Source organism: Bradyrhizobium sp. (assembly GCF_049512235.1).
Taxonomy (GTDB): domain Bacteria; phylum Pseudomonadota; class Alphaproteobacteria; order Rhizobiales; family Xanthobacteraceae; genus Bradyrhizobium.
The window spans coordinates 1-22,924 of sequence record NZ_JBEKXH010000048.1 but is presented as its reverse complement, the minus strand read 5'-3'; the positions used below and the strand labels follow the sequence as shown (position 1 = coordinate 22,924).

General features: G+C 63.6%; 21 protein-coding genes and 3 pseudogenes. 19 read left to right on the top strand and 5 right to left on the bottom strand.

Annotated elements, in window-relative coordinates; translation table 11 throughout:
* A partial coding sequence (locus ABSG20_RS06995; protein WP_423863770.1) for an ATP-binding protein occupies window positions 1-1,202 on the top strand: 1,202 nt, incomplete at its 5' end.
* 72 nt (window positions 1,203-1,274) lie between these two features.
* Here ABSG20_RS06995 and ABSG20_RS06990 read toward each other — a convergent pair.
* On the bottom strand, window positions 1,275-1,565 hold the full coding sequence (locus ABSG20_RS06990) for a hypothetical protein (RefSeq protein ID WP_423863769.1): 291 nt from the start codon (window positions 1,563-1,565) through the stop codon (window positions 1,275-1,277).
* 188 nt (window positions 1,566-1,753) lie between these two features.
* Between ABSG20_RS06990 and ABSG20_RS06985 the strand changes: the two genes are divergently transcribed.
* The 4 genes from ABSG20_RS06985 to ABSG20_RS06970 all read left to right on the top strand — a co-directional run bounded on the left by ABSG20_RS06985 (window position 1,754) and on the right by ABSG20_RS06970 (window position 4,325).
* A complete protein-coding gene (locus ABSG20_RS06985) occupies window positions 1,754-2,221 on the top strand; it encodes a hypothetical protein (protein WP_423863768.1) in 468 nt (155 codons plus the stop codon).
* 115 nt (window positions 2,222-2,336) lie between these two features.
* Window positions 2,337-3,047 (top strand): ribonuclease T2 family protein, encoded by a 711-nt coding sequence (locus ABSG20_RS06980; protein WP_423863767.1) that lies wholly within the window; start codon window positions 2,337-2,339, stop codon window positions 3,045-3,047.
* Window positions 3,048-3,122: 75 nt separating this feature from the next.
* Window positions 3,123-3,983, top strand: coding sequence for a 23S rRNA (adenine(2030)-N(6))-methyltransferase RlmJ (locus ABSG20_RS06975; protein WP_423863766.1), 861 nt, complete (start codon window positions 3,123-3,125; stop codon window positions 3,981-3,983).
* Between the two features lie 126 nt (window positions 3,984-4,109).
* A complete protein-coding gene (locus ABSG20_RS06970; RefSeq protein WP_028350729.1) occupies window positions 4,110-4,325 on the top strand; it encodes a cold-shock protein in 216 nt (71 codons plus the stop codon).
* 174 nt (window positions 4,326-4,499) lie between these two features.
* Here the strand turns inward: ABSG20_RS06970 and ABSG20_RS06965 are convergent, their stop codons facing one another.
* Window positions 4,500-5,123, bottom strand: a complete 624-nt coding sequence (locus ABSG20_RS06965) for an outer membrane protein (protein ID WP_423863765.1) — start codon at window positions 5,121-5,123, stop codon at window positions 4,500-4,502.
* 268 nt (window positions 5,124-5,391) lie between these two features.
* On the opposite strand from ABSG20_RS06965, the gene uvrC reads away from it, so the two are divergent.
* From uvrC to ABSG20_RS06925, 8 genes are all read left to right on the top strand, one after another.
* Window positions 5,392-7,482 carry an excinuclease ABC subunit UvrC gene (uvrC, locus tag ABSG20_RS06960; protein ID WP_423863764.1) on the top strand — a complete coding sequence of 697 codons (2,091 nt, stop codon included), beginning with the start codon at window positions 5,392-5,394 and terminating at the stop codon, window positions 7,480-7,482.
* Between the two features lie 92 nt (window positions 7,483-7,574).
* Window positions 7,575-8,192 (top strand): CDP-diacylglycerol--glycerol-3-phosphate 3-phosphatidyltransferase, encoded by a 618-nt coding sequence (gene pgsA / locus ABSG20_RS06955; protein WP_423863763.1) that lies wholly within the window; start codon window positions 7,575-7,577, stop codon window positions 8,190-8,192.
* Entirely contained in the window at window positions 8,189-8,440 is a 252-nt protein-coding gene (gene moaD / locus ABSG20_RS06950) for a molybdopterin converting factor subunit 1 (protein WP_423863762.1), read from the top strand. The genes pgsA and moaD overlap by 4 nt, the downstream gene beginning before the upstream one ends.
* 196 nt (window positions 8,441-8,636) lie before the next feature.
* Window positions 8,637-9,104: a molybdenum cofactor biosynthesis protein MoaE gene (locus tag ABSG20_RS06945; RefSeq protein WP_423863761.1), complete on the top strand. Its 468-nt coding sequence runs from the start codon at window positions 8,637-8,639 to the stop codon at window positions 9,102-9,104.
* Window positions 9,104-10,102 (top strand): 50S ribosomal protein L3 N(5)-glutamine methyltransferase, encoded by a 999-nt coding sequence (prmB, locus tag ABSG20_RS06940; protein ID WP_423863760.1) that lies wholly within the window; start codon window positions 9,104-9,106, stop codon window positions 10,100-10,102. The genes ABSG20_RS06945 and prmB overlap by 1 nt, the downstream gene beginning before the upstream one ends.
* 119 nt (window positions 10,103-10,221) lie before the next feature.
* Window positions 10,222-11,568 carry an omega-aminotransferase AptA gene (gene aptA, locus ABSG20_RS06935; RefSeq protein WP_423863759.1) on the top strand — a complete coding sequence of 449 codons (1,347 nt, stop codon included), beginning with the start codon at window positions 10,222-10,224 and terminating at the stop codon, window positions 11,566-11,568.
* Between the two features lie 463 nt (window positions 11,569-12,031).
* The gene (locus ABSG20_RS06930; protein ID WP_423863758.1) at window positions 12,032-13,471 is read left to right on the top strand and encodes an EAL domain-containing protein; all 1,440 of its coding nucleotides are present in this window, start codon (window positions 12,032-12,034) and stop codon (window positions 13,469-13,471) included.
* A 23-nt stretch (window positions 13,472-13,494) separates the two neighbouring features.
* A complete protein-coding gene (locus ABSG20_RS06925) occupies window positions 13,495-14,349 on the top strand; it encodes a TIGR01459 family HAD-type hydrolase (RefSeq protein ID WP_423863757.1) in 855 nt (284 codons plus the stop codon).
* A gap of 4 nt (window positions 14,350-14,353) precedes the next feature.
* On the opposite strand, the gene ABSG20_RS06920 is transcribed toward ABSG20_RS06925, so the two are convergent.
* Entirely contained in the window at window positions 14,354-14,749 is a 396-nt protein-coding gene (locus ABSG20_RS06920; RefSeq protein ID WP_423863756.1) for a response regulator, read from the bottom strand.
* A 245-nt stretch (window positions 14,750-14,994) separates the two neighbouring features.
* Between ABSG20_RS06920 and ABSG20_RS06915 the strand changes: the two genes are divergently transcribed.
* Window positions 14,995-15,990, top strand: coding sequence for a bifunctional riboflavin kinase/FAD synthetase (locus ABSG20_RS06915; RefSeq protein WP_423863755.1), 996 nt, complete (start codon window positions 14,995-14,997; stop codon window positions 15,988-15,990).
* Between the two features lie 38 nt (window positions 15,991-16,028).
* On the opposite strand, the pseudogene ABSG20_RS06910 reads toward ABSG20_RS06915, so the two are convergent.
* Window positions 16,029-16,178: pseudogene (locus tag ABSG20_RS06910) on the bottom strand (antitoxin Xre/MbcA/ParS toxin-binding domain-containing protein); the annotation flags it as partial.
* 45 nt (window positions 16,179-16,223) lie between these two features.
* A pseudogene (locus ABSG20_RS06905) lies at window positions 16,224-16,421 on the bottom strand (NepR family anti-sigma factor); the annotation flags it as partial.
* A 268-nt stretch (window positions 16,422-16,689) separates the two neighbouring features.
* Between ABSG20_RS06905 and ileS the strand changes: the two are divergent.
* The 5 genes and pseudogenes from ileS to ABSG20_RS06880 form a co-directional block, all read left to right on the top strand.
* The gene (gene ileS / locus ABSG20_RS06900; RefSeq protein ID WP_423863754.1) at window positions 16,690-19,734 is read left to right on the top strand and encodes an isoleucine--tRNA ligase; all 3,045 of its coding nucleotides are present in this window, start codon (window positions 16,690-16,692) and stop codon (window positions 19,732-19,734) included.
* Window positions 19,734-20,228 (top strand): signal peptidase II, encoded by a 495-nt coding sequence (gene lspA / locus ABSG20_RS06895; protein ID WP_423863771.1) that lies wholly within the window; start codon window positions 19,734-19,736, stop codon window positions 20,226-20,228. The genes ileS and lspA overlap by 1 nt, the downstream gene beginning before the upstream one ends.
* A 127-nt stretch (window positions 20,229-20,355) precedes the next feature.
* A complete protein-coding gene (locus ABSG20_RS06890; protein WP_423863753.1) occupies window positions 20,356-21,072 on the top strand; it encodes a hypothetical protein in 717 nt (238 codons plus the stop codon).
* A gap of 102 nt (window positions 21,073-21,174) precedes the next feature.
* Window positions 21,175-22,563 carry a M16 family metallopeptidase gene (locus ABSG20_RS06885; protein WP_423863752.1) on the top strand — a complete coding sequence of 463 codons (1,389 nt, stop codon included), beginning with the start codon at window positions 21,175-21,177 and terminating at the stop codon, window positions 22,561-22,563.
* Window positions 22,564-22,628: 65 nt separating this feature from the next.
* A pseudogene (locus ABSG20_RS06880) lies at window positions 22,629-22,924 on the top strand (insulinase family protein); the annotation flags it as partial.

Genomic DNA, 22,924 nt, shown 5'->3' with positions numbered 1-22,924 from the left:
GCACCGTGACCCAGGATCTTTCCAAGGCGGTGGTGCAGGACGTCGCCAGCCTGATCGATGTCTACCAGGGGTATCCGCAGGACAGGGACCGCACCCAGTTGCGGCGCATCGCCCAGCAGCGGCTCGGACTGGTGATCGATTTCCTCCCCGTCGGCGACATGCCCCCGCCCGGTCCAAAGCCGTTTTTTTCGCTGCTCGACTATTCGCTGTCGTCGCTGTCGCGGCAGCTGAGCCAGCAGATCGGCAAGCCGTTCTGGATCGACACCGTCGGCCGCTCCAATCTCCTGGAAATCCGCATCCAGCTTGACGACGCCGTGATGCAGATCTTCGCCCAGCGCAGCGCGGCCAATGCGCCGAATTCGGAGATTTTCCTGTTCTGGATGTTCGGCACCTCCTCGATCCTTTTGATCGTGGCGTGGCTGTTCCTGCGCAACCAGATCAAGCCGATCCTGCGCCTGGCCGACGCGGCCGAAAGCTTCGGCAAGGGCCGCGAAGCACCGAACTTCCGTCCCCGCGGCGCACGCGAGGTACGCCGCGCGGCGCACGCCTTTCTCGAGATGAAATCGCGCATCGAGCGCTCGATCGAGCAGCGCACCGCGATGCTGGCCGGCGTGTCGCACGATCTGCGCACCATCCTGACCCGCTTCAAGCTCGAATTGGCCTTGATCGGCGACAGTCCCGAGGTCGATGGCATGCGCAGGGATGTCGACGAGATGTCCGGCATGCTGGAGGACTATATCGCCTTCGCGCGCGGTGACAGCGGCGAGCAGGCCCAGCCGACCGATATGGCGCTGGCACTGGAGGAACTGCGCAGCGACGCCGAGCGCAACGGCCACACCGCAACGGTAGCCTTTCGCGGACTGCCGGTGGTGACCGTGAAGCCGGCCTCCTTCAAGCGCTGCCTCGGCAACCTCGTCTCCAATGCGGCGCGCCATGGCGAGGCGATCTCCATCACCGGCCAGCGCGATCACCGTTATCTGACCGTGACGGTCGAGGACGACGGACCGGGGATACCGCAGCACATGCGCGAGGAAGTATTCAAGCCGTTCCTGCGGCTCGATGACGCCCGCAACCAGGATGAGGGTGGCACGGGCTTGGGCCTTGCGATCGCCCGCGACATCGCGCGCTCGCACGGCGGCGATATCACGCTCGGCGACAGCCCGATGGGCGGCTTACGGGCTACCGTGCGGATCCCGGTTTAATTGCCGAGTTGATCGACAAGGCTTCGAGTCGAAGCCGCTTCAAGTGTCAAATCATCCGTGCCGGGTGCCTGGTCAGTACAGCGCACGCACCGGCCGGTCGCTGGCGCCATAGGGCACCCAGCGGCAGGCAAAGGAAACGTAGCCGCCATAGTGCGCGTCCACGGCCAGGAATTTCACCACCTTGCCGTAGGACGCGCAGTGGTCGACCGCGAGCTGACGGACATCCGACTGCGCCGCCAGGGAATAGGCGATGATGCCGCCGGTGTCGTTGCCCTTGAACGGCGGCACGGTATCGGCCCGCGCCGGCGCGCAGGCCAGCATTCCGCACACCGCTACCCAGCCCGCAGCCCGTATCATCAGCATCGCCATCTCCTTGTCATCAGGCCAACACCTTAAAGCGCTTCCGGCGCCTTGAAAAGAACGGCCTGCCGTTCGATGCCGATGATCGGCAAGGTGTGGCCGCGGCGCTCTTGACCTCGTGCGGGCTTCGCGGCACCGTCCGGGCCTGTTCAAGCCATGCTTCAAGCCTTGGTTCCGAGGGATGGATGCCCATGCACGACCTGTACAAATTCCCTAAAATGCCCGGCCTTGCCGCCGCGCTCGGCGCCCTCGCCCTTTTTGTCTTTGCCGGCGCGGCCGAGGCCGCCAATCCGCTGGAGCTGAATTTCTGGCTGTCCGGCCCCCGCTATGACGGCCGGCTCAAGCCTTGCGAAGCGGCGCTGTCGACCATCACCTCGCAGTTCCAGGAAAAGGAAAGCACTTACTGGAATTCCTCGCTCAGGATAACCTCCTATGGCCAGATCCATGAGATTGCGTTCCGGCCCTGGCAGTCGGATGACATCCCGCGCCGCTATTGCGGCGGTGAGGTGATGCTGAGCGACGGCAAGATGCACAAAGTGTATTATTCGCTGATCGAGGACGGCGGTTTTGCCAGCTTCGGCCAGGGGGTCGAGTGGTGCGTGACCGGGCTTGATCGCAACTGGGCCTACAATCCGGCCTGCAGGGCCGCCGGGCCATAGAACCGCCCCGGCTGGCCGCCCGCTGGATTCTTTTTTGTTCTTGGAAGCGTTTTGTTCTTGAAATGTTCTCCCCGCCTGCTAAGCTTTCAAGGGGTCAGGTAAAGGGGGGACGACGATGTCAGAGTTTCGTCTGGTTTGGATTTCGCGGCTTTTGATTTCTTTGGGCCTGCTCGCCTTGACGGCGCTGGCAGGCATCGCGGCGGCCGAGCGGGCGTCGGCGCAAGACCGCCGCCAGAACGCATCCGGCGAATTCGATTTTTACGTATTGTCGCTGTCGTGGTCGCCCTCGTTCTGCGAGGAGGCCTCGGAGCGCGGCAGTAGCGGCCGTTCCCAGGTCCAGTGCGGCGGGCGGCCTTTTTCCTTTGTGGTTCACGGCCTGTGGCCGCAATACGAGCAAGGCTTTCCGGAGTATTGTCAGCGGCCGTCGCCGCGGCTCGATCGCAATATCGTGTCGTCGATGCTGGATCTGATGCCGGCGCCCGGGCTGATCTTCAATGAGTGGGACAAGCACGGCACCTGCTCGGGACTGGGCGCGCGGGCCTATTTCGAGACCATCCGCAAGGCGCGCGCGGCGGTGAAAATTCCCGAGGAATTTCTGCAATTGTCCGAGCCAAAGACCATTGCGCCCGCCGCCATCGACGACGCCTTCATCAAGGCCAATCCGGGCCTGCCCCCCACAGCGATCGCGGTGACCTGCAACAAAGCGCGGCTCAGCGAGGTGCGGATCTGCCTGAGCAAGGATCTGCAATTCCGTCCCTGTGAGGAAATCGAAGGCCGCACCTGCCGGCGCGACGAAGTGGTGATGCCGCCGGTCCGGGGCGGCTGATTTGCCGCCGTCAGCCCGGCCATAACGAGCAGAAGACGCGCGCGTCTTCTCCAAACGGGGTCGTCAACTTTCCCCATGAACTACCGTCACGCCTTTCACGCCGGCGGCTTTGCCGACGTCATCAAGCACATCGTGCTGGTGCGCATCCTGACCTATCTGCAGGAAAAGCCGGCCGCCTTTCGGGTCATCGACACCCACGCCGGCGCAGGGATCTACGATCTCACCGGCGATGAAGCCCACCGCGGCGGCGAATGGCTGACCGGCATTGCGCGGGTGATGCAGGCGCGGTTCTCGGAAGCCACAGGGCTACTGCTCAAGCCCTATCTCGACATCGTCAGAGCCTTCAATCCGCAGCGCGAGCTTGCTTCCTACCCCGGATCGCCGCTGATCGCCCGCGCGCTGCTGCGTCCGCAGGATCGCCTGACCGCATGCGAGGTCGAACCGAATGCGCGCAAGCGCCTGATCGAGGCGCTGCGCCGCGACCGCCAGGCCCGCGTGGTCGACCTCGACGGCTGGATCGCGTTGCCGGCCTTCGTACCGCCTGGGGAGCGCCGCGGCCTGGTCCTGATCGATCCGCCTTACGAGCAGACAGACGAATTCGACCGGATGGCCGCGGGCTTTGCCGAGGCTTTCGCCAAATGGCCCAGCGGCAGCTACCTGCTTTGGTATCCAGTGAAAAGCCGGCGCATCACCGACAGCCTGGCGCGGCAGGTAGCGGCCGCGGTCGAGGCCGGCCCGTCGCCGGGAAAATGCCTGCGTCTGGAGTTCAGCGTCGCGCCGCAGATATCGGAGCCCGCCCTCGTCTCGGCAGGCCTGCTGATCGTCAATCCGCCGTGGACCTTGGCGGGTGAACTGCGGGCCGTTCTCGCCGAGCTCGAAAAGCCGCTCGGCCAGGGCGGCGCCGGCCGCTTCAGGCTGGAGACGCCGAAACCCTGAAGGCCGGCCGCCAGGGTTTCCGAGCGCGACGAAAAGTCAGTTCAGGACCGTAGGCAATTTGCCGGGAACCGTATTATGCTTGAAGCTTCGCGCAGCGGCGGAGCAGCACGGCGTAGGAGTTTCCCGATGGCCATGACTGGCACGGTCAAGTTCTTCAATGGAGAACGTGGCTATGGCTTCATCAAGCCCGATGACGGCGGCCGCGATGTGTTCGTTCACATTACCGCGGTGGAGCGGGCCGGATTGAAGGATCTGACCGAAGGACAGCGCATCACATTCGAGGTCGAACCGGACAAGAAGGGCAAAGGCCCCAAGGCGGTTAATCTGGTGATTTCATCCTGAAAGCATGCGGGCCAAAAAAATCCCGGCCGCAATGCGGCCGGGAGGTCAGTGTTCGATAAGTTTCTTCTTGCTCGATCGTGATCCGATTAGACTGCATCGGATCATGATCTCATCTCTTTAATTGAGCATGATCTTTTCGGAAGACCGGTCCCCACTTTTCCAGATCATGCTTTATCAGAAGTGATAGTTGACGCCGGCGCGCACCACACCGAATTGGATGCCGTTCGACGCACCCGTGATGGTGAAGGGGGAGTTGGCGAGATCGACGTAGAGATATTCGACCTTGGCGCTCCAGTTCGGGAGCAGGCCGAATTCGACGCCGACGCCCAAGGTCCAGCCCGCGGTGGTATGGGATTCCGACAGGCCGAAGGTCTCGCCCAGCAATTCGCCGAACGCCAGGCCGCCGGTGCCGTAGAACAGGACATTGTTGACGGCGTAGCCGGCCCGGCCGCGCACGGTGCCGAACCAGGGATTGGAAAATTTCCAGGGCGCGAAGGTATCGTTGGCGCCGGTCGCCTGGATGTCGCCTTCGACGCCGAACACAATCGGACCTGTCTGCCAGTTATAGCCGCCCTGGACGCCGCCCGAAAAACCCGACGGCTTGGTCGGATTGTTGTCGACCGTGCCCCAGGCATAGCCGAGATTGCCGCCGAGATAGGGGCCGGCCCAGCTATAGGCATTGAGCGGCTGATTGACGGTGTAGGGCGCGCGCGAGCCATAAGGAAGATCGGCCGCATGCGCCGATACCATCCAGCCTGCGGCGATCCCCGCCGCTGCGCCGGCAACGAACCTGTTCATCTCGCACTCTCCTGCCGCGACTGCCGCAACCGTTTGGCTGGTACGGCGCAAAGGTCGCGCCTGACCACCGGCATGGTTGAGGGAATTCCGCTTTTAACGATAAGATTTATCGAGACTTTTAGGTTAAGGGCTTGTTAAGGCCTGCCGCCTGCCGCGGGTTAGTCTTAAGAAAGCGTTAGCGCGGGAGTGCGGCGCGTTGCGGCGACGCCACGCTGGGCCGAGGCCGCCGCGCTGGCGATGCGCGGTGCCGGCGCTTAAGTTCAGTCCGATGGATCAAGATTCGACCGACAGTCCGAAGGCATCCGGTCCGCGCAAGGCGCGGCGCGGTTCCGAACCGGCGCCCGACCGGCCGGATCCGCCGCCGCAGGACCTCACCCCCGGCGATATCGACCCTGCCACGTCCGGCGCCTGGGAGGATGACGAGCCGCGTCTGCCGGAAGCGGCGGAGGAACCCAGCGAGGCGGTGGCCGAAGGCCGGCTGGCGGCCGGCCATGCCGCGATCGATAGTGCGGTGCGCCACGCCCCGACCTCGCCCGGCGTTTATCGCATGCTGAATGCGGCCAGCGACGTGCTCTATGTCGGCAAGGCCAAGAATGTCCGCAAGCGGCTCGCCTCTTACGCCCGCACCAGCGCGCTGCAGCCGGCCCGCATCCTGCGCATGATCGCCGCTACCGTGACGGTCGAGATCATCTCCACCTCGACCGAGACCGAAGCGCTGTTGCTTGAGGCCAACCTGATCAAGCAATTGCGTCCGCGCTTCAATGTCCAGTTGCGCGACGACAAGTCCTTTCCCTATATCCTGATCACGGGCGATCACTGGGCGCCGCAAATTCTCAAACATCGCGGGGCGCAAACGCGGCCGGGACAATATTTCGGACCGTTCGCCTCGGCGGGCGCGGTCAATCGCACCATCACGGCGCTGCAGCGCGCCTTTCTGGTGCGTTCCTGCACCGATGGTTTTTTTGAAAGCCGCACACGGCCCTGCCTGCTTTATCAAATCCGGCGCTGCTCGGGGCCTTGCACCGGCGAGATCGATTTTCCGGGCTATACCGAACTGGTGCGGGAGGCCAAGGATTTCCTTTCCGGCCGCAGCCGCCTCGTCAAGCAGGAGCTGGCCGGCGAAATGGAAAAGGCCGCCGCCGAACTCGCGTTCGAAACGGCGGCGCTTTACCGCGACCGCCTCGCGGCACTGTCGGCGATCCAGTCGCAGCAGGGCATCAATCCGCGCACCGTGGAGGAAGCCGACGTGTTCGCCATCCATCAGGAGGCCGGCTATTCCTGCGTCGAGGTGTTTTTCTTCCGCACCGGACAGAACTGGGGCAACCGCGCCTATTTTCCGCGCGCGGAAAAATCTTTCACCCCGGAAGAGGTGCTGGGCTCGTTCCTGGCGCAGTTCTACGACGACAAACCGCCGCCGCGACTGATCCTGCTGTCGCACCCAATCGAGGAATGCGAGCTGCTCGCGGACGCGCTCGCCATCAAGGCCGGCTACAAGGTGGAAGTTTCCACGCCCCGGCGCGGCGAGAAGAAGGAACTGATCGCGCACGCGCTCACCAATGCGCGCGAGGCGCTGGGTCGCAAGCTGGCCGAGACCGCGACCCAGGGCCGGCTGCTGCAGGGGCTTTCCGCCACGCTCGGGCTGCCGCATCCGCCGCGGCGGATCGAGGTCTACGACAACAGCCACATCCAGGGCAGCAACGCGGTCGGCGCCATGATCGTGGCGGGGCCGGACGGTTTCATCAAGAACCAGTACCGCAAGTTCAACATCCGCTCCGAAGGCCTGACGCCGGGCGACGATTACGCCATGATGCGCGAGGTGCTGCAGCGGCGCTTCAAGCGGCTGTTGACACCGGCCGTGGAAGGCGATGCCGCCAAAACCAGGCCGGATGATGATTCCTTTCCGCAATGGCCCGACCTTGTCATCATCGATGGCGGCCGCGGACAGTTGAATGCGGCCAGGGAGATTTTCGCGGGGTTTTCATTGACCGGGGTCACGCTGCTGGCCGTGGCAAAGGGGCCGGACCGCGACGCCGGCCGCGAAACCCTGTTCATGCCGGACCGCGAGCCGCTCAAGCTGGAGCCGCGCGACCCTGTCCTCTACTTCATTCAACGGCTGCGCGACGAGGCGCACCGCTTCGTGATCGGTTCGCACCGCAAGTTGCGCAAAAAGGATATTCGCGAGGCGGGATTGCAGGAGATTCCCGGCATCGGACCGTCACGCAAACGTGCCTTGCTGCATCATTTCGGAACATTGAAGGAGATCGAGCGGGCGTCGATTGCCGATCTCGGCAAGGTTCCAGGCGTCAGTGCGGAAAGCGCACGCAAGATTTTCGAGTTTTTCCACGCCCAGCCGGGTTAAGGATAGGTTCCCGAATCATATTGCCCGCTGCCTCAGACAGTTGATGTGGCTCCACGGTTGACCTTGGTGCTTGAGCGGTATTGGTAAGACGGATGAACATCGCGACAACCAGAGCGGCGGCGAAGAGCTCGCTGTCGCTGCCGAACATCCTGACTTATGCCAGGATCGCCGCCATCCCGGTGGTGGTCGGCTGCGTTTTTGCGCAATCCATCATGGACGGCCCGTTGTGGCTGCGCTGGGTGGCGCTGGCGGTGTTCATCGCCGCCGGAGTGACCGATTATCTCGATGGCTATTACGCGCGAATCTGGGACCAGCAGTCGGCGTTCGGCCGGATGCTGGATCCGATCGCCGACAAGCTCCTGGTCGCATCCTGCCTCTTGATGCTGGCGGCCGACAACAGCATTCATGGCTGGACGCTATGGGCAGCCATCGTGATCCTGTGCCGGGAAATCCTGGTCTCGGGCCTGCGCGAATATCTGGCAGGATTGCGGGTCAGCGTGCCCGTTACCAAACTCGCAAAATGGAAGACGACGATCCAGCTGGTCGCGATCGGCTTTCTGATCGCCGGCGAGGCGGGCGAAGAGATATTGCCCGCCACCACCCTGATCGGCATCATCTTGTTGTGGATGTCGGCGATATTCACCATCTACACCGGCTGGGACTATTTCCGTGCCGGCATTCATCACCTCATCAAGGAGGATGAGGCATGAAGATCAAGTACTTCGCCTGGGTGCGGGAGCGGGTCGGCACATCGGAGGAAACCATCGAGCCGCCGGCTGATGTCAAGACCGTGGCCGATCTGATGGCCTGGCTGGCCAAGCGCAGCGAGGCCTACGCCCATGCCTTCGAGACGCCCCGGGTGATCCGGGCCGCGATCGACCACGCCCACGTCAAATCAGATACCATGATAGCCGGCGCCCACGAGATTGCCTTCTTCCCGCCGATGACCGGCGGCTGACGGGTCGATGCGATGATACCGATTGATTCAGTCGTAGGGTGGGCAAAGCCAACGAGACGCGCGAAGGCGCGGGTCGACGGCGTGCCCACCATCTTCTTCGCCTCCGTAGATGGTGGGCACGGCGCAAAGGGCGCCTTTGCCCACCCTACGCTTTCTGTCGTCGGGCGCGCGTTCGCGGCCCGTTGGCGATGACCCGATGAGCGCAGACGTGACCATCCGCATCCAAGAGGCCGATTTCGACATCGCGCGCGAAATCGCTGGCCTCACCAAGGGCCGCACCGATATCGGCGCTGTCGTCAGCTTCAGCGGCATTTGCCGGGGGAGCGAAAGCGGCGAGCGTATTGCGGCGTTGACGCTCGAACACTATCCGGGAATGGCAGAGGCTGAAATCGCGCGCCATGCCGCGGCCGCGATGGCGCGCTGGCCCTTGACAGGACTGTCGGTCATCCATCGCGTCGGCCGCATCACCCCCGGCGAAAATATCGTGCTGGTGCTGACGGCATCGCAGCACCGGCAGGCGGCCTTTCAGGCCGCGGAGTTCCTGATGGATTATCTGAAGGCCAACGCCCCGTTCTGGAAGCGCGAGGAAAGCGCCGATGGGACGGGCTGGGTCGAGGCCCGCGCGCACGATGACGCCGCCGCCGCGCGCTGGACCAAATCCTGATGGCCAAGCGCGCGCAAGCCGGCGCGGGGCGCGGCCGCGCGGCGCCGCAATTTCCGCAAGTGAAATCCACCGAGCTGCAAACGCTGCTCGATTTCGTCCGCTATGCGGTCAGCCGCTTCATCGCGGCCGGCCTCGTGTTCGCCCACGGCACCACCGATCCCGTCGCCGAGGCGGCCTTCCTGGTCTGCGAGACCCTGCATCTTCACCCCGACCAGTTCGAGATGTTCGCGACCGCAAGGGTCACCGCGCCGGAGGCCAAAGCAATTCTCGATGTGATTGCGCGCCGCGCCGTGAGCCGGAAACCCGCCGCCTATCTGGTCAACAAGATCTACCTGCGCGGCTTGCCCTTCTATATCGATGAGCGCGCGATCGTACCGCGCTCCTTCATCGGCGAATTGCTCGACTCCCATTTTGGCGGCGCCGATGACGAGGCTGAGGGCGCGCTGATCGAGGATTCCGCTGAAGTGGCTGATGTGCTCGACCTTTGCACCGGCTCGGGGTGCCTCGCCGTCCTCGCCAGCCAGAAATTTCCCAATGCGAAAATAGATGCGGTGGACATTTCCAAGGGCGCCCTCGAAGTGGCCGCCCGTAACGTCGCCGACTACGGACTTGAAGACCGGGTGACGCTCTATCGCGGCGACCTGTTCCAGCCCCTGGGCCACCGGCAATACGACCTGATTATCGCCAATCCGCCCTATGTCGATGCGCAGGGCATGGCGGCGCTGCCGCGCGAATGCCGCGCCGAGCCCAAGCTCGCCTTTGATGGCGGCGCCGACGGGCTCGCCATCGTCAGGCGCATTTTGAATGAGGCGGGGCGGCACCTGACGCCACAGGGAGGGTTGCTGTGCGAGATCGGCCGTGGCCGCGACCGGCTCGAAGCCGAATGGCCGCAGCTGCCGTTATGGTGGCTGGACACGGAAGCCTCCGATGGCGAGGTGTTCTGGATCGGCGCCGCCGATCTCGCGAATTCCGCCGCTGCGGCTGCAAAGGAGCCTTAAGGCTCAAGTTTCCCAAAACCACCCGAGACGGCGGAAATAGAGCGGGTCATGGCCTTTCCCTACCGCAACTGATAGTTTGCGACAAAGCCGACACGCCCCGAAATCTTCAAGAGGCCCTCATGCTGGACAAAAGCCCACGCCCCACAACCGTCAATGTGCCCAACGACCTTGCGGCGCACTGGATGCCGTTCACCGCCAACCGGGCCTTCAAAAAGGCGCCGCGGCTGCTCGCCGGCGCTAAAGACATGTACTATTTTACCGTCGACGGCCGCAAGATCATCGATGCCGCGTCGGGCATGTGGTGCACCAATGCAGGTCACGGCCGCACCCAGATATCGGCTGCGATCGCCAAGCAGGCCGAGACCCTGGATTATGCCCCGCCGTTCCAGTTCGGCATCCCCCAGGCCTTCGAGCTCGCCAGCCGGATTGCCGATCTGGCGCCCGAAGGCCTCGATCACGTTTTCTTCTGCAACTCCGGATCGGAGGCTGCCGATACCGCGCTCAAGATCGCGCTGGCCTATCATCAAACCCAGGGCCATGGCACGCGGACCCGCCTGATCGGCCGCGAGCGCGGTTATCATGGCGTCGGCTTTGGCGGCACGGCGGTGGGCGGCATCGTGGGTAACCGCAGGATGTTCGGAACGCTTTTGGCCGGCGTCGACCATCTTCCCCACACCTATGACCGCGACAAGCAAGCCTTCACCAAGGGCGAGCCGGAATATGGCGCGCATTTCGCCGACGAACTGGAGCGGCTGGTCAATCTGCATGGCGCCTCCACCATGGCCGCCGTCATCGTCGAACCGATGGCGGGATCGACCGGCGTATTGCCGCCGCCCAAGGGCTATCTCAAGCGGCTGCGCGAGATCACCCAGAAACACGGCATTCTCCTGATTTTCGACGAAGTCATCACCGGCTTCGGCCGGCTCGGTTTTGCCTTCGCCGCGGAACGCTACGGCGTACTGCCGGACATGCTCACCTTTGCCAAGGGCGTCACCAACGGCGCGGCGCCGATGGGCGGCGTGCTGGTGCGCGACACCATCCACGACGCCTTCATGAGCGGTCCGGAGCACATCGTGGAGCTTGCCCACGGCTATACCTATTCGGCGCATCCCTTGGCCTGCGCCGCCGCGCTGGCGACGCTCGACATCTACCGCGACGAAAAACTTTTCGAGCGCGCCAAGAGCCTGGAGCCGAAATTCGCCGACGCGGTGATGTCGCTGCGAGGCGAGCCGAATGTGCTGGATATCCGCACCGTCGGGCTGACGGCGGGCATCGATCTCGCACCGCGCCCGGAGCTGCCCGGCAAGCGCGGCTTCGACAGTCTGAACAGCGCGTTCCACGACAACGACCTGATGCTCCGCATTGCCGGCGACACGCTGGCGCTGACGCCGCCCTTGATCATCAGCGAAGACCAGATCGGCGAGATCGTCGAGAAGGTCGCCAAGGTGATCCGCGCGGTGGCGTAACGGTCTGCTTGCTCGCCTCTCGCCGCCAGGGCCTCGGTTCTGATCGCATCAGAACCGAGGCCCTCAGGCTACGGGCATTGGCCTCTCACTCCCTCTCCCGCTCTTCGCGGGGGAGGGTGGGGTGGGGGCGCAGCATCGGCGGTGTTGGTTACGTGTGGCCGCGATACCCGATCGATGGATTTTCGCCCGGAGCTTCCCCCACCCCGACCCTCCCCCGCGAAGAGCGAGAGAGGGAGCGCAGCATCGCAAGCGTCGATATGATCAGAACTTCGGAAGCGCTGGGCTAGCCAAGCTGCGCCCGCGCGCCGCGATGGCCGACGAGTTATACAAGCAGTTCCGGCGTGCCCGAAGAACACTGGCTTTTCGAATCAACAATAATGCTAAGCTTGCCGCACTTCAGGGGATACAATAGGCTCATGCTGTAACTCCCAGAAGACCGGCATTTAAGGGCGTTGCGCGCAACATGATCCGTATTTCAACGATTTTCATCGCCATATGCATGGTGTTGGTCGCAGCGTCACTCGGCCTGATGCTTTATTCGGTGGCCGGCATCAACGGCACGGCATCCGCGATCGCGGCGCTCACCGCGCTGACCTTCCTCGTTCTCTACAACGCGGTGTCGATGCGGCTGCGCGACCGCAGCGACGTCGGGGGCCAGATCGCGGATTTGTCGCGCGGCACCGCCGACCTCGCGCGCCAGATCGCCGAATTCGGGCGCCGCCTCGCCGCGATCGAGGCCCGGGTGGCATCGGTAAACTCGGCGGGCGCCGACCGCATTCAGACGGTGGTCGGCGAAATCAACGAACTGGGCGCAATGGTCAGGCAGCTTGCGGTCTCGGTCGCCCAGCATGACGACATGCTGGCTTCGGCCGCGGCCGACGCCGCCGCGGCGCAGGCCGTCGCAGCGAACAAGGATGCGCAGAAAGAGCCGACGCTCGCCGCCGACGACCGGGGCCTCGCGGCGGCGCCGGCCGCCCCCGCCGCCGTGAGCGGCGCGGCCGCGCCCTCCCGCAGCCAGTCGCAGATTTTAAGTGCGGTCAGAAGCGCGGTCGACGAGAACCGGATCGATATCTATCTGCAGCCGATGGTGAGCTTGCCGCAGCGCAAGGTGCGATTCTACGAGGCGGTGACGCGGCTGCGCGACGAAAAGGATCAGATGCTCGCCGCCGACGATTTTATCGGCGTCGCTGAAGCTGCCGGGCTGATCGGGCGGATCGATCACATGGTGATGCTCCGGTGCGTGCAGGTGCTGCGCCGGCTGATGGTGCGCAACAAGGACGTCGGCGTGTTCTGCAACGTCGCCGCCGCGACTCTCGGCAATTCCACGACGTTCGGGCAATGCCTCGATTTCCTCGAAGCCAACCGCGCGCTGGCGCCGTCTTTCGTGCTCGAATTCAAGCAGGCGACGTTTCGCAATCTGGGCCCGGTCGAAACCGAGAATCTCGCGGCATTGGCGCAGCGCGGCTACCATTTCTCCATCGATCACGTCACCGATCTGCGGATCGAACCGCGCGAGCTGGCCGACCGCGGCGTCCGCTTCATCAAGGTGCCGGCTGCGCTCTTGCTCGATCAAAAGCAGACTTCGACGTCCGATATACATCCCTCCGATCTTTCGGATCTGCTCGGTCGCTTCGGCATCGACCTGATCGCCGAGCGGATCGAAGGCGAACGTGCGGTGGTCGATCTGCTCGACTATGACGTGCGCTTCGGGCAGGGATTCCTGTTTGCTCCCCCCCGGCCGTTGCGGCCCGAAGGCGCATCTGCTACCGGCGGAGCAGCTTCGAACAGGGCGCAGGAATCCAATGGCTCCGCTAAAAATGCTGCCGTCGAGGGAGTGGCCGCCGCACCCCCGCGGACGACCGGCAACGCCGCGCTGGCGCGACGCGCTGCCGGCCCCGGCTGACCGGCATTTGAGTTGAGATCATCATGACCGCGCTCCGCTTTGTCGACAGGCTGAGCGACCTCGTTGCTGAGGTCGAGGTCGTGCTCAGCGATATCTGGGGCGTGGTCCACAATGGTCTCGAGGCATTCCCCGAAGCCTGCGAGGCGCTGCACCGCTTTCGCAGCCGCGGCGGCACCGTGATCCTAATTACCAACGCGCCGCGGCCCGCGGATTCCGTGCAGCGGCAATTGCGCAAGCTCGGCGTGGCCGACGACACCTATGATGCCATCGTCAGCTCGGGCGATCTGACCCGGCATTTCGTCGCCGACCATCCCGGGCGCAAGATGTTCTGGATCGGCCCGGAGCGCGACAGTTCAATCCATCGCGGGCTGGATCCGGTGCTGGCGCCGCTGGAGCAGGCCGATTACATCGTCTGCACCGGCCTGTTCGACGATGAAACCGAATCGGCTGAGGATTACCGGCAGATGATGCTGCAGGCGCGCGAGCGCCGGCTGATGCTGGTGTGCGCCAATCCCGACATTGTCGTCGAGCGCGGCGATCGCCTGATCTACTGCGCCGGTGCCATCGCCGAACTCTACCGCGAACTCGGCGGCGAAGTGATCTTTTACGGCAAGCCGCACCGGCCGATCTACGAGCGCGCCATGGAGCTCGCCGCCAAGCGTCACGGCCATGCGATCGCGCTCGACCGCGTGCTCGCGATCGGCGATTCCGTGCGGACGGATCTGGCGGGCGCGCACGGCTTCGGGATTGACTGCCTGTTCGTGACACGGGGCATCCATGCCGAGGACTTCGAAGGCATCGATCAGTTCGACCCCGCCTCGGTGAAGGAGTTGTTCGGCCATCCGCCGCGGGCGCTGACGCGGGAGCTGAGGTGGTAGGGGCTTACGTCATCACCAGGTCAGGAAATACCGCCTCGATCTTGGTCTTCAGCGTGGCGGCATTGAACGGCTTGACGATATAGTTGCTGACGCCCGCCTTCTTGGCGGCGATCACGTTTTCGGTCTTGGATTCCGCTGTGATCATGATGAACGGCGTGGTGGCCAGATTGGGATCGGCACGTACCTCCCGGAGCAGGTCATAGCCGGTCATCGGCTCCATGTTCCAGTCCGAGATCACCAGCCCGTATTTCTTGCCGCGCATCTTGTTGAGCGCCGCCGAGCCATCGCTGGCGTCGTCGATATTCTCGAAGCCAAGCTGCTTCAGAAGATTTCGGATGATGCGGATCATGGTGTTGTAGTCGTCCACCACCAGTACCGACATCGATCTGTCAACCGCCATCTTGTATCCCCCGCACGCTACCTGTCGCCGCAAATCATCAACGGACCCGCAAAACCGAAAATTCCCCGCCGTCGGTCCCCAGAACTAGCACCAGCCGTTAAACAGCCCGTTAATCGCCGGCGTTGCGGAAAGAATCGACCGGTGGCCCGCAAGCGAGCCGGTTCGGACCCGCTTGACTTCGGAGGGTCCGCCAAGTCACGGTCCCGCCCCGTCCCAAACCCGAGCGTTCTTGAAGAATTCCTGGAATGACGTCTGGCTTTACCATTATCCGCGATGCCACGCCTGCGGTCGCGATCCCCAGGGGAGCGGTGGTGGCCATGGGTAATTTCGATGGCGTCCACCTCGGCCACCGCGCGGTCATTGCCGCCGCCCTGGAGATGGGGCGCGCCCATGGCCGGCCGGCGCTGGCGTTGACGTTCGAACCGCACCCGCGCCGCTTTTTCAGCCCGAACACCCCCCAGTTCAGGCTCACCGACGAGACCGCAAAACTGCGGCTTCTGGCCGGAACCGGGCTTGCGGGCGCGGTCGTGATGAGCTTCGACAAGGCGCGCGCCGGGACATCGGCGCAGGATTTCATTCGCCATGACCTGATCGGGCGGCTCGGGATCAGCGGTATCGCGGTCGGCTACGATTTTCATTTCGGCAAGGGGCGCGTGGGCTCGCCGAGCCTTTTGGTCAGCGAAGCACCCCGGCTCGGTATCGAAGTCGACGTCCAGCCCCACGTCGATATCGAGGAACGGCCGGTTTCCTCCAGCGCGATCCGCATGGCGCTGGCGGAAGGCCAGATCGAGGACGCGACCGCCATGCTCGGCGGCCCGTGGTTCGTGGCAGGCCTGGTCATCCATGGCGAGAAACGCGGCCGCGATCTCGGCTATCCCACAGCCAACATCCGTCTCGACAGCCATTGCGGCCTCAGGCACGGCATTTACGCGGTGCGGGTCGGCCGCGGCGAGGGCAAGGACCAAGGCAAGGAGCAACTGCGCTTCGACGGCGTCGCGAGCTTCGGCCGCCGCCCCACCTTCGACAATGGCGCGCCGCTGCTTGAAGTGTTCCTGTTCGATTTCAAGGGCGATCTCTATGGCACCGCCCTCGATGTCGCCTTCATCGGCTTCATCCGCGAGGAATTGAAATTCGACAGCGTGGCAGCGCTGGTACGGCAAATGGATGACGACTCGGCCCGCGCCCGCGCCATGCTGGCGGCCGCGCCCGGGGCGTTCCCGGAACTAGGCATCGTGGGCTGAAAATTTCCGCTCACCCGCCAGAGCTCCATGTGGCGGGCTCAGGAAAAAATTCCGTGATCAATCCGTTCGAGCAGTTCGCGAAGGACAGCGGCGCCGAGTTCGTCCTTCAGAAGATCGACGGGTCGTTGGCCTGATAAGGATACATTCGGCCGGTGCAGCCAAGCCTCCGCTTTTTCTTCCGCGCCAAAAACCCGGTCGGCGAGAGTTTTGATTTCGAGCGTCCTGAAGAGGCTATCGGATTGGCGTGATACACCGGTGGCATCTTCCGGCTTATCGAGTCTTCTGATAAGTTCCGCGAAACTGTCTGGAACACCTGACCTGACGACGTCGTCGTACATCGCACGGAGCTGCAGTCCGATCCTCGACTGCAATTCGGAGTCCCCCCCGCCTTGTCGGCGGAGCTCCTTAAACCTCTCGTAGGTCTCCGCCAGCGGCCTGACACCCCTGAATTTCTCTCCATCAATCAATAGATTAGTATCTTTGAAGGAATCCGCAACAGCGCGGTTTCCGGCCCAAGGTGGGTCCCTTCGTCAGGGCTTTGCGATTCCCCGCCCGGCTGCTATGGAAGCCGCATGTTTGCGCGGCGCACCATCGGAATTAGCGGCCCGGCTTCCGCCTGAGTTTCGGCTCGGCGCAAGACCGGGAATTCACCCGCGAATCAATCGCCTCTCAGCGCCCTTTGAGCCAACCAGAGCCTCCATGTCCGAAAAGCCGCAAAAATCCGACGCCAAAGACTATTCCAGGACCCTGTTCCTGCCGCAGACGGAATTCCCGATGCGCGCCGGCCTGCCGCAGCGCGAGCCGGAAATCCTCAAACATTGGAACGAGATCGGCCTTTATGCCAAACTACGCGAGAGCGCCAAGGGCCGCGCCAAATTCGTGCTGCATGACGGCCCGCCCTACGCCAATGGCAACATCCATATCGGGCACGCGCTGAACAAGATCCTCAAGGACGTGGTGACCAAGAGCCAGCAGATGCTGGGCTTCGATTCCAACTACGTGCCGGGCTGGGACTGCCATGGCCTGCCGATCGAATGGAAGATCGAGGAGGAGAACTACCGCTCCAAGGGCAGGCCAAAGCCGGATTTCCGGGATTCGGCGGCCATGGTCGCGTTCCGGAAAGAGTGCCGCGCCTATGCCGGACACTGGCTCAACGTGCAGCGCGAGGAATTCAAGCGGCTCGGCATCATCGGCGACTGGGATCACCCCTACGCCACCATGGACTATTTCGCCGAAGCCCAGATCGCGCGCGAGCAGATGAAGTTCGCCGCCAACGGCACGCTCTACCGCGGCTCCAAGCCGGTGATGTGGAGCGTGGTGGAAAAAACCGCGCTGGCCGAAGCCGAGGTCGAGTACGAGGATTTTACCAGCGATACGGTGTGGGTGAAGTTTCCGATCACCGAGATTGAGCCGAAGGCTCGGTTCGAAAACGAAGATGTCTATGAATGGGATCGCATTTGGAAAAAGACTTCCGTCGTGATTTGGACCACAACGCCTTGGACGCTGCCCGGCAATCGCGCGATCAGTTTCTCGTCGAAAATCAAATACGGCCTATACAAGGTCAATAATTCCCCCGAAGGCAACTGGGCAAAGGCCGGTGAGTACTACGTCATCGCAACGACGTTAGCGGCAGAGGTATTTCGAGCCGCAAAAATTGCCGCTGATGGCTATGAACTCAAACGGGAATTGTCTGGCTCCGATCTAGCCGGGGCGACTTGCAAGCATCCGCTTGCGGGCTTCGCCGGTGGCTACGAATTCGTCGTCCCCCTGCTCGATGGCGATCACGTCACCGACGACATCGGCACCGGTTTCGTGCACACCGCGCCCGGCCACGGCCGCGAGGATTTTGACGTCTGGATGGCGAATGCTCCACTTCTTGCGGCGCGGGGCATCTCCACCACCATCCCCTACACCGTCGACGAGAACGGCGCCTTCACCGATGCAGCACCCGGTTTTGTCGGAAAACGCGTCATCAACGACAAGGGCGAGAAGGGCGACGCCAACGAGGCCGTGATCAAGGCATTGATCGAGGCCGGCATGCTCTTGGCGCGTGGCCGGCTCAAGCATCAGTACCCGCACTCCTGGCGCTCGAAGAAGCCGGTGATCTTCCGCAACACCCCGCAATGGTTCATCGCCATGGACAAGGCGATCGCGGATGACGGCAAGGCCAAACCCGGCGACACCTTGCGCGCCCGCGCGCTGCATGCGATTTCGGTCACCCAATGGGTGCCGTTATCGGGCCAGAACCGCATCAACGGCATGATCGAGTCCAAGCCCGACTGGGTGCTGTCGCGGCAGCGCGCCTGGGGCGTGCCGATCGCGGTGTTCGTGCGCGAAATGGGCGATGGGTCGGCCGAAATCCTGCAGGACGAGGCCGTCAACGCGCGCATCGCGGCAGCCTTCGAGCAGGAAGGATCCGACGCCTGGTACATGGACGGCGCCCGCGAACGCTTCCTCGGCTCGCTCGCCAATGAAGCATGGAAGAAGGTCGACGACATCTGCGACGTCTGGTTCGATTCCGGCTCGACGCATGCTTTCGTGCTGGAAGATCCCGTGCACTTTCCGGGACTCGCCGGCATCCGGCGCAAGGTCGATGGCGGCGATGACACCGTGATGTATCTGGAAGGGAGCGACCAGCACCGCGGCTGGTTCCAGTCATCGCTTTTGGAAAGCTGCGGCACCCGCGGCCGCGCGCCGTTCGACATCGTGCTCACCCACGGCTTCACGCTCGACGAAAACGGCCGCAAGATGTCGAAATCGATCGGCAATACGGTCGAGCCGCAGAAGGTGATCGCCCAATCCGGCGCCGACATCCTGCGGCTGTGGGTCTGCGCCACCGATTACGCCGACGACCAGCGCATCGGTCCGGAAATCCTCAAAAACACCATCGAGACCTACCGCAAGCTGCGCAACTCGATGCGCTGGATGCTCGGCACGCTGCACCACTTCAAACGCGGCGAGGCGGTCGCGCCTGCCGACATGCCCGAACTGGAGCGGCTGATGCTGCATGAACTCGCCGGCCAGGCGGCCATCGTGCGCAAGGCCTATGCCGAGTTCGACTACAAGACCGTGATCGCGAGCCTGTCGGCCTTCATGAACAGCGAATTGTCGGCGTTCTATTTCGACATCCGCAAGGACGCCCTGTATTGCGACCCGCCATCGTCGCTGGCGCGCAAGGCCGCGCTCACCACGATCGATATCGTTTGCGATGCGATCCTGCGCTGGTTCGCGCCGGTCCTGAGCTTTACCTGCGACGAAGCCTGGCGTCTCTTCAGACCCGATGCCGAGCCATCGGTGCATCTGACGCTGCTTCCCGAGGGTCTAGAAAGCTATCGCGACGAAAAACTGGCCGCGAAATGGGACATCGTCAGGAACGTCCGCCGCGTCGTCACCGGCGCGCTGGAAGTCGAACGCGCCGCCAAGCGCATCGGCTCCTCGCTGGAAGCCTCGCCCCTGGTCTACGTCTCCGATCCCCAGATTTTTGCTACCCTGTTCGATATCGATCTGGCCGAGGTCTGCATTACCTCGAATGCCCAGGCCAGCAATGAGGACGCCCCAGCCGGTGCGTTCCGGTTGAACGAGGTGCCAGGCGTCGCTGTCGTCGTCGAGAAGGCCCGGGGGGTAAAATGCGCGCGCTCGTGGAAGATCCTGCCCGATGTCGGCAGCGACGCCTGTTATCCCGACGTGTCGGCGCGTGATGCCAAGGCGCTGCGCGAGTGGAAGGCGCTGGGGGTGGTTGTTTGATCTCTCGGCTGCGCCCCGGCGTCATCGCCGCTCTCGCTGCGCTTGCGGTCGATCAGGCCTCGAAGCTGTGGCTGCTGTTCGTGTTCGATATCCGCCGCCTTGGCGCGGTCAGGGTCACGCCGTTCTTTGATCTGGTGCTGGCGATGAACACGGGGATCAGCTACGGCTGGTTCCAGAATGAAAGCGCGGCCGGCCAGGCTATCCTGCTCGCGGTCAAGGCGATCGCGGTGGTTGTGCTTTCGATCTGGATGGCGCGGTCGCGCACCCTGATCGCCAGGCTGGCGCTGGGGCTGATCATCGGCGGCGCCGTCGGCAACGCCATCGACCGCTTCGCCTATGGCGCGGTGGTCGATTTCGCCCTGTTTCACGTCCAGATCGGCGGAAATACCTTCAATTGGTACGTCTTCAACCTTGCCGACGTCGCCATCGTTGCCGGGGTAGCAGCGCTGCTGTATGATTCCTTCCAGGGGGTACCCGCCGTAAAAGCGCCCTGATCCCGGCTGATAGGAACCTCAGAGCTTAACTCTGCTCGAGGATTCGCAAGTCGCGCCTTGAAGCGGCGGACGCCAGCGGAAGAGTAAGCGGAAGAGTCATTGAGACTTGTTGAACAGGAATAGTACCATGCGCAGGACCGAAGTCCGCGGTAGGTTTGTGCAGAACTGGCCGGCAGCGACGTCCCGCGCGCTGCGGCTTTTGACCGTAGCTGTGGGGGTTGGGCTGGTGATGACGGCCGGAGCCGCCCGCGCCCAGGAAGACGACGAGGACGACAAGACCTTCGAGGAAAAGGTCATCGAAGGCATCATGGCCGGCATCGGCGGTACCAATATGGAAAACCGGGGCATCGACTATCGCGAGCGGTCCCCACTGGTGGTGCCTCCCAAGCTCGATCTGCCGCCGCCGGAAAAACTCAAGAGCGAGATCAAGGATCCGAACTGGCCGAAGGATCCCGATGAGGCACGTCGCAAGGCTGCGATCGCCGCCCGCAAGAAAGACAACAAGGATCCGCGGGAAGCGAGCCGCCTCCTGACCCCGAGCGAACTCAATGCCGGCAGGACGGCTGCACCTGCACGCACCAGCAACGATCCGCTCGAGCCGGGCAGCAACTCCACCAATCCAATTCTCAGCCCGACGCAACTCGGTTTTGACGGCAAGTTGAGCACTCTTTTTGGCGGCCCCAAAACCGAGACCACCCCCTTCAAGGGTGAGCCGGACCGGCAATCCCTGACCCAGCCTCCCCCCGGATACCAGACGCCGTCACCGAATTTTGCCTACGGCACCGGGCCCAAGGAATCCCTCAACAAGGTATATGATCCGGCCTCGGGCAAATATGGCGACTAGCTGCGCCTGTCTCTCGGTTTCGTGACGCCGGCTACCGGCGGCGCGGTGTAGGGTATGCGGGGGCTTCATCCCGAACACTCCGTTCGGATCACCAGACAGGTCATGATGCCCTCGCTTCGCTTCGCCTTCGCGCTTTTCATCACGCTCCTTGCATTCGCAGTCTCCGCCGACAGTCTTCGCGCCCAGACCACGATCACCTCGGCGCCCCCCGCCTCGTTTACCCTCGGCAATGGCCTGCAGGTCGTGGTGATCGGAGATCACCGCACCCCGGTCGTCACCGAGATGATCTGGTACAAGGTCGGCTCCGCCGACGAGACCCCGGGCAAATCGGGCCTCGCCCACTTTCTCGAACATTTGATGTTCAAGGGCACCAGCAAGCATCCCGCGGGTGAATTTTCCCAGACCGTGCTCAAGGTCGGCGGCAACGAGAACGCCTTCACCTCGACCGATTACACCGGCTATTACCAGCGTGTCCCGCGCGAGCAGTTGGCCAGCATGATGGAGTTCGAGGCCGATCGCATGACCGGCCTGATCCTCAGGGATGAAAATGTGCTCCCCGAGCGCGACGTCGTGCTTGAGGAATACAACATGCGGGTCGCCAACAATCCGGAAGCCCGGCTGACCGAGCAGATCATGGCGGCGCTGTATCTCAATCATCCCTATGGCCGCCCCGTCATCGGCTGGCACCAGGAAATCGAGAATCTCGACCGCGAGGACGCGCTGGCGTTCTACCGGCGGTTTTATGCCCCGAACAATGCGATACTGGTGATCGCCGGCGACGTCGATGCCGGCGATGTGCGCTCGCTCGCGGAAAAGACTTTCGGCCCGGTGGCACCGCAGCCCGCGATACCGGCGCGGCGTATTCGCCCGCAGGAGCCGACGCCGGTGGCCCCGCGCACCGTGACGCTGTCCGACCCCCGCGCCGAACAACCCAGCGTGAAGCGTTATTATCTGGTTCCGTCGGCGGCCACCGCCGCCGCCGGCGAAAGCCCCGCGCTCGAGGTGCTGGCGCAGTTGATGGGCGGCGGCAGCAATTCCTATCTCTATCGCGCGCTGGTGGTCGACCACCCGCTCGCGGTCAACGCCGGCGCCGGATATCAGGGCACCTCGCTCGATGCGACGCAGTTCATGATCTCGGTTTCGCCGAAGCCCGGCACAGGCTTTGCAGAGATCGAGCAGGTGATCGACGGCGTGATATCGGATGCCGGGAAAAACACCGCGCGCGCCGAAGATCTCGATCGGGTCAAGACCCAGCTGATCGCCGAGGCGATCTACGCCCAGGACAACCAGGCCACGCTGGCGCGCTGGTATGGCGGGGCGCTGACCACCGGGCTGAGCATCGAGGACATCCGGAGCTGGCCGGATCGCATTCGCGCCGTCACCGCCGAACAGGTCCGTGACGCCGCGCAGAAATGGCTCGACAAGAAACGTTCGGTGACCGGCTATCTGATCAAGGACACCACGCCGAAACGCGAGGAGAAGCGCTCGTGAGCATGGCCAAGAGTTCTCCTCTCGAGACTTCTCCCCTCGAGACCTCTCACTTCAAGGCTGCTCCGATGACAGCTTGCGCGCGGCGCCTGGCCGTGATCCTTGCCGCCTGTCTGGCGATGACCGCGCTGGCGCCGAGGGCCTCGCACGCCGCGGCCCAGATCCAGCATCTGATTTCACCGGGGGGAATCGAGGCCTGGTTCGTTCAGGAGAACACGGTTCCGCTGATCGCCATGGAGTATGCCTTCGGCGGCGGCGCGACGCAGGACCCCCCCGACAAGCCCGGCGTCGGCAATCTGGTCGCCGACCTGCTCGATGAAGGCTCGGGCGAGCTCGATTCCAAGACCTTCCACGAACGGCTCGA

Excerpts from the sequence above, each read along its gene's own strand:
- ABSG20_RS06990 (WP_423863769.1), bottom strand. The coding sequence starts at position 1,565 with ATGCTGATGATACGGGCTGCGGGCTGGGTAGCGGTGTGCGGAATGCTG.
- ABSG20_RS06985 (WP_423863768.1), top strand. The coding sequence starts at position 1,754 with ATGCACGACCTGTACAAATTCCCTAAAATGCCCGGCCTTGCCGCCGCG.
- ABSG20_RS06980 (WP_423863767.1), top strand. The coding sequence starts at position 2,337 with ATGTCAGAGTTTCGTCTGGTTTGGATTTCGCGGCTTTTGATTTCTTTG.
- ABSG20_RS06975 (WP_423863766.1), top strand. The coding sequence starts at position 3,123 with ATGAACTACCGTCACGCCTTTCACGCCGGCGGCTTTGCCGACGTCATC.
- ABSG20_RS06970 (WP_028350729.1), top strand. The coding sequence starts at position 4,110 with ATGGCCATGACTGGCACGGTCAAGTTCTTCAATGGAGAACGTGGCTAT.
- ABSG20_RS06965 (WP_423863765.1), bottom strand. The coding sequence starts at position 5,123 with ATGAACAGGTTCGTTGCCGGCGCAGCGGCGGGGATCGCCGCAGGCTGG.
- uvrC (WP_423863764.1), top strand. The coding sequence starts at position 5,392 with ATGGATCAAGATTCGACCGACAGTCCGAAGGCATCCGGTCCGCGCAAG.
- pgsA (WP_423863763.1), top strand. The coding sequence starts at position 7,575 with ATGAACATCGCGACAACCAGAGCGGCGGCGAAGAGCTCGCTGTCGCTG.
- moaD (WP_423863762.1), top strand. The coding sequence starts at position 8,189 with ATGAAGATCAAGTACTTCGCCTGGGTGCGGGAGCGGGTCGGCACATCG.
- ABSG20_RS06945 (WP_423863761.1), top strand. The coding sequence starts at position 8,637 with ATGAGCGCAGACGTGACCATCCGCATCCAAGAGGCCGATTTCGACATC.
- prmB (WP_423863760.1), top strand. The coding sequence starts at position 9,104 with ATGGCCAAGCGCGCGCAAGCCGGCGCGGGGCGCGGCCGCGCGGCGCCG.
- aptA (WP_423863759.1), top strand. The coding sequence starts at position 10,222 with ATGCTGGACAAAAGCCCACGCCCCACAACCGTCAATGTGCCCAACGAC.
- ABSG20_RS06930 (WP_423863758.1), top strand. The coding sequence starts at position 12,032 with ATGATCCGTATTTCAACGATTTTCATCGCCATATGCATGGTGTTGGTC.
- ABSG20_RS06925 (WP_423863757.1), top strand. The coding sequence starts at position 13,495 with ATGACCGCGCTCCGCTTTGTCGACAGGCTGAGCGACCTCGTTGCTGAG.
- ABSG20_RS06920 (WP_423863756.1), bottom strand. The coding sequence starts at position 14,749 with ATGGCGGTTGACAGATCGATGTCGGTACTGGTGGTGGACGACTACAAC.
- ABSG20_RS06915 (WP_423863755.1), top strand. The coding sequence starts at position 14,995 with ATGACGTCTGGCTTTACCATTATCCGCGATGCCACGCCTGCGGTCGCG.
- ileS (WP_423863754.1), top strand. The coding sequence starts at position 16,690 with ATGTCCGAAAAGCCGCAAAAATCCGACGCCAAAGACTATTCCAGGACC.
- ABSG20_RS06890 (WP_423863753.1), top strand. The coding sequence starts at position 20,356 with ATGCGCAGGACCGAAGTCCGCGGTAGGTTTGTGCAGAACTGGCCGGCA.
- ABSG20_RS06885 (WP_423863752.1), top strand. The coding sequence starts at position 21,175 with ATGATGCCCTCGCTTCGCTTCGCCTTCGCGCTTTTCATCACGCTCCTT.